The organism is Antribacter gilvus (assembly GCF_003946865.1).
GTDB lineage: Bacteria > Actinomycetota > Actinomycetes > Actinomycetales > Cellulomonadaceae > Antribacter > Antribacter gilvus.
Genome location: NZ_QXTH01000029.1, coordinates 1 through 5,602 on the forward strand (window position 1 = coordinate 1; position 5,602 = coordinate 5,602).

The following is a 5,602-nucleotide window of genomic DNA, read 5'->3' on the forward strand; positions in this document are numbered from 1 at the left end:
GTCTGGTAGGTTTAAGAGGTTGCCCCGGACGGGGGCCGGACATGAATAGGGTCTGGTCTGCGGCGGTGTGCGTCGGTTGTTTGAGAACTCAACAGTGTGCTTGATAGTCAATGCCAATTATTTTCCTCGTTGGCGGGCTCGATGCGGTGCCGGCTGATGCTGGTGGCTGGTCGGGTTCGTTGAGGATTCCTTTGGATGACGGACTGAGCCATGCTCGGTCTGTGCCAGTTTAATCAGAACCCCTTTTGGGGGTTTGCTTCGTATGGTTGTTACCTGTGCTCTTCGGGGTGTGGGTGGCGAGATACTTTTACGGAGAGTTTGATCCTGGCTCAGGACGAACGCTGGCGGCGTGCTTAACACATGCAAGTCGAACGGTGAAGCCCTTCGGGGTGGATCAGTGGCGAACGGGTGAGTAACACGTGAGCAACCTGCCCCCCACTTCGGGATAAGCCTTGGAAACGAGGTCTAATACCGGATACGACGCCTGACCGCATGGTCGGGTGTGGAAAGTTTTTCGGTGGGGGATGGGCTCGCGGCCTATCAGCTTGTTGGTGGGGTGATGGCCTACCAAGGCGACGACGGGTAGCCGGCCTGAGAGGGCGACCGGCCACACTGGGACTGAGACACGGCCCAGACTCCTACGGGAGGCAGCAGTGGGGAATATTGCACAATGGGCGAAAGCCTGATGCAGCGACGCCGCGTGAGGGACGACGGCCTTCGGGTTGTAAACCTCTTTCAGCAGGGAAGAAGCGAAAGTGACGGTACCTGCAGAAGAAGCGCCGGCTAACTACGTGCCAGCAGCCGCGGTAATACGTAGGGCGCAAGCGTTGTCCGGAATTATTGGGCGTAAAGAGCTCGTAGGCGGTCTGTCGCGTCTGGTGTGAAAACCCGAGGCTCAACCTCGGGCTTGCATCGGGTACGGGCAGACTAGAGTGCGGTAGGGGAGACTGGAATTCCTGGTGTAGCGGTGGAATGCGCAGATATCAGGAGGAACACCGATGGCGAAGGCAGGTCTCTGGGCCGCAACTGACGCTGAGGAGCGAAAGCATGGGGAGCGAACAGGATTAGATACCCTGGTAGTCCATGCCGTAAACGTTGGGCACTAGGTGTGGGGACAGTTCCACTGTTTCTGTGCCGCAGCTAACGCATTAAGTGCCCCGCCTGGGGAGTACGGCCGCAAGGCTAAAACTCAAAGGAATTGACGGGGGCCCGCACAAGCGGCGGAGCATGCGGATTAATTCGATGCAACGCGAAGAACCTTACCAAGGCTTGACATGCACCGGAAACACCCAGAGATGGGTGCCCCGCAAGGTCGGTGCACAGGTGGTGCATGGTTGTCGTCAGCTCGTGTCGTGAGATGTTGGGTTAAGTCCCGCAACGAGCGCAACCCTCGTCCCATGTTGCCAGCGGGTTATGCCGGGGACTCATGGGAGACTGCCGGGGTCAACTCGGAGGAAGGTGGGGATGACGTCAAATCATCATGCCCCTTATGTCTTGGGCTTCACGCATGCTACAATGGCCGGTACAGAGGGCTGCGATACCGTGAGGTGGAGCGAATCCCTAAAAGCCGGTCTCAGTTCGGATCGGGGTCTGCAACTCGACCCCGTGAAGTCGGAGTCGCTAGTAATCGCAGATCAGCAACGCTGCGGTGAATACGTTCCCGGGCCTTGTACACACCGCCCGTCAAGTCACGAAAGTTGGTAACACCCGAAGCCCATGGCCCAACCCGCAAGGGGGGGAGTGGTCGAAGGTGGGACTGGCGATTGGGACTAAGTCGTAACAAGGTAGCCGTACCGGAAGGTGCGGCTGGATCACCTCCTTTCTAAGGAGCTCATCTCCTGCGTACAGCAGGCAGAGGCCGTGCCCGGGTCGAACGCATCCGGGACGGTTGCTCATGGGTGGAACATTGACGAAGAGCCTGCTGCCTGCGTCTGCCGGCACAAGTACGACCCCTCGGGGTTTGGAACGTGTCCGGTGGGTGGGTGGTCTGGTTCGCCGAGCACACTGTTGGGTCCTGAGGCAACCGCCGGCACCTTGGTGTTGGTGGGTGACTCTGGATGTAGCTGTACGGGTCGCCTGACCTCGTGCGAACCGCCTGCTCCTGTGATGGGAGTGGGTAGGCGTCGGTGGTGGGGCGGGTTCGTCCGTAGCTTGAGAACTGCACAGTGGACGCGAGCATCTTTGTATATAACCCGTAAGGGTTTCTGCGAATTGTTGTAGTGTTGTCAAGTTTTTAAGGGCACAGGGTGGATGCCTTGGCACTAGGAGCCGAAGAAGGACGTTGTAGCCTGCGATAAGCCTCGGGGAGTTGGCAGACGAGCTGTGATCCGAGGATTTCCGAATGGGGGAACCCAGCACGAGTCATGTCGTGCTACCCGCGCCTGAATATATAGGGCGTGTGGAGGGAACGTCGGGAAGTGAAACATCTCAGTACCGACAGGAAGAGATATTCCGTGAGTAGTGGCGAGCGAAAGCGGATGAGGCCAAACCGTGCGCGTGCCAAGCTGTCAGGCGTTGCGTGTGCGGGGTTGTGGGACCCTCTTGAGGCCTCTGACAGGGTCTCGAGGAGTCAGAAAACCGCGTCATAGTCGAACCGGGTTGAAAACCGGACCGTAGAGGGTGGGAGTCCCGTAGACGAAATGGCGTGGTCTCCTGGAGGGGATCCCAAGTAGCACGGGGCCCGAGAAATCTCGTGTGAATCTGGCAAGACCACTTGCTAAGCCTAAATACTACCTAGTGACCGATAGCGGACCAGTACCGTGAGGGAAAGGTGAAAAGTACCCCGGGAGGGGAGTGAAATAGTACCTGAAACCGTGTGCCTACAATCCGTCGGAGCCTCCTTAGCTGGGGTGACGGCGTGCCTTTTGAAGAATGAGCCTGCGAGTTAGTGCTCGGTGGCGAGGTTAACCCGTGTGGGGAAGCCGTAGCGAAAGCGAGTCCGAACAGGGCGTCTCAGTCGCCGGGTCTAGACCCGAAGCGAAGTGATCTAGCCATGGGCAGGTTGAAGCGCCGGTAAGACGGCGTGGAGGACCGAACCCACCAGGGTTGAAAACCTGGGGGATGACCTGTGGTTAGGGGTGAAAGGCCAATCAAACTTCGTGATAGCTGGTTCTCCCCGAAATGCATTTAGGTGCAGCGTCACGTGTTTCTTGCCGGAGGTAGAGCTACTGGATGGCCGATGGGCCCTACAAGGTTACTGACGTCAGCCAAACTCCGAATGCCGGTAAGTTAGAGCGTGGCAGTGAGACCGCGGGGGATAAGCTCCGTGGTCGAGAGGGAAACAGCCCAGATCATCGGCTAAGGTCCCAAAGCGTGTGCTCAGTGGGAAAGGATGTGGAGTTGCACAGACAACCAGGAGGTTGGCTTAGAAGCAGCCACCCTTGAAAGAGTGCGTAATAGCTCACTGGTCAAGTGATTCCGCGCCGACAATGTAGCGGGGCTCAAGCACACCACCGAAGCCGTGGCACTCACACTTTGTCTAGCCTTCGTGGTTCAGGCGTGTGGGTGGGTAGGGGAGCGTCGTGTGGGCAGTGAAGCTGCGGGGTGACCCAGTGGTGGAGCCCACACGAGTGAGAATGCAGGCATGAGTAGCGAATGACGGGTGCGAATCCCGTCCGCCGAATGACCAAGGGTTCCAGGGCCAGGTTCATCCGCCCTGGGTAAGTCGGGACCTAAGGCGAGGCCGACAGGCGTAGTCGATGGACAAGGAGTTGATATTCTCCTACCGGCGAAGGACCGCCCATACCGAGTCCGGTGATACTAACCACCCCAAGGGTCGCACCGCAGTCTTCGGACTGCACCGCGGCCGGCGGCGTGGGAACTGAACCGGTAGTAGGTAAGCGTATTAACAGGGGTGACGCAGGAAGGTAGCCCGGCGTGGCGATGGTAGTCCACGTCCAAGGCCGTAGCCCGTCTCGTAGGCAAATCCGCGAGACACGAGGGTGAGAGCTGATAGTGACCGCGTATGCGGGAAACGGGTGATCCTCTGCTGCCAAGAAAAGCCTCGACGCGAGGGACTAGCCGCCCGTACCCCAAACCGACTCAGGTGGTCAGGTAGAGAATACTAAGGCGATCGAGCTAATCGTGGTTAAGGAACTCGGCAAAATGCCCCCGTAACTTCGGGAGAAGGGGGGCCTGAACCGTCACTCACCCTCGCGGTGAGGAAGCGGGGAGGGCCGCAGAGACCAGGGAGAAGCGACTGTTTACTAAAAACACAGGTCCGTGCGAAGTCGCAAGACGATGTATACGGACTGACGCCTGCCCGGTGCTGGAAGGTTAAGAGGACGGGTCAGCTTCGGCGAAGCCCAGAATTTAAGCCCCAGTAAACGGCGGTGGTAACTATAACCATCCTAAGGTAGCGAAATTCCTTGTCGGGTAAGTTCCGACCTGCACGAATGGCGTAACGACTTCTCCGCTGTCTCAACCGCGAACTCGGCGAAATTGCACTACGAGTAAAGATGCTCGTTACGCGCAGCAGGACGGAAAGACCCCGGGACCTTTACTATAGCTTGGTATTGGTGTTCGGTGCGGTTTGTGTAGGATAGGTGGGAGACTGCGAAGCCGGCACGCCAGTGTCGGTGGAGTCGCCGTTGAAATACCACTCTGACCGCTTCGGACATCTAACCTCGGTCCGTGATCCGGACCAGGGACAGTGCCTGGTGGGTAGTTTAACTGGGGCGGTTGCCTCCTAAAATGTAACGGAGGCGCTCAAAGGTTCCCTCAGCCTGGTTGGCAATCAGGTGTCGAGTGCAAGTGCACAAGGGAGCTTGACTGTGAGACCGACAGGTCGAGCAGGGACGAAAGTCGGAACTAGTGATCCGGCGGTGGCTTGTGGAAGCGCCGTCGCTCAACGGATAAAAGGTACCCCGGGGATAACAGGCTGATCTTGCCCAAGAGTCCATATCGACGGCATGGTTTGGCACCTCGATGTCGGCTCGTCGCATCCTGGGGCTGGAGTAGGTCCCAAGGGTTGGGCTGTTCGCCCATTAAAGCGGTACGCGAGCTGGGTTTAGAACGTCGTGAGACAGTTCGGTCCCTATCCGCTGCGCGCGCAGGAAACTTGAGAAGGGCTGTCCCTAGTACGAGAGGACCGGGACGGACGAACCTCTGGTGTGCCAGTTGTTCCGCCAGGAGCACGGCTGGTTGGCTACGTTCGGAAGGGATAACCGCTGAAAGCATCTAAGCGGGAAGCCTGCTTCAAGATGAGGTTTCCACAGGACTAGATCCTGGAAGGCACCCAGCAGACTACTGGGTCGATAGGCCGGACGTGGAAACGGGGACGAAAGACCCGTGCAGCTGACCGGTACTAATCAGCCGACAACTTCACAACACCATCAAACAACATTGCTACGCGTCCACTGTGCGGTTCCCGAGAAACGGGCAACCACCCCCACACCCACCCCTGACCAGGTGGGCCACACGGGGTGCACCGACAACTCGACAACGTTACGGCGGTCATAGCGTAGGGGAAACGCCCGGTCCCATTCCGAACCCGGAAGCTCAGCCCTACAGCGCCGATGGTACTGCCCTGGAGACGGGGTGGGAGAGTAGGACGCCGCCGGACACCCTTCACACGAAGACCCGCACCCACCAGGGTGCGGGT

At 58.6% G+C, this 5,602-nt stretch carries 3 rRNA genes; all 3 read left to right on the plus strand.

What is annotated here, in order from left to right:
- Positions 1–306: 306 nt before the first annotated feature.
- The 3 genes from D1350_RS23325 to rrf all read left to right on the plus strand — a co-directional run bounded on the left by D1350_RS23325 (position 307) and on the right by rrf (position 5,563).
- Positions 307–1,822, plus strand: a 16S ribosomal RNA gene (locus D1350_RS23325).
- Positions 1,823–2,223: 401 nt separating this feature from the next.
- Positions 2,224–5,329, plus strand: a 23S ribosomal RNA gene (locus D1350_RS23330).
- Between the two features lie 117 nt (positions 5,330–5,446).
- Positions 5,447–5,563: ribosomal RNA gene (rrf, locus tag D1350_RS23335) — 5S ribosomal RNA — on the plus strand.
- Together the 16S, 23S and 5S rRNA genes form the textbook arrangement of a ribosomal RNA operon.
- Positions 5,564–5,602: the final 39 nt, after the last annotated feature.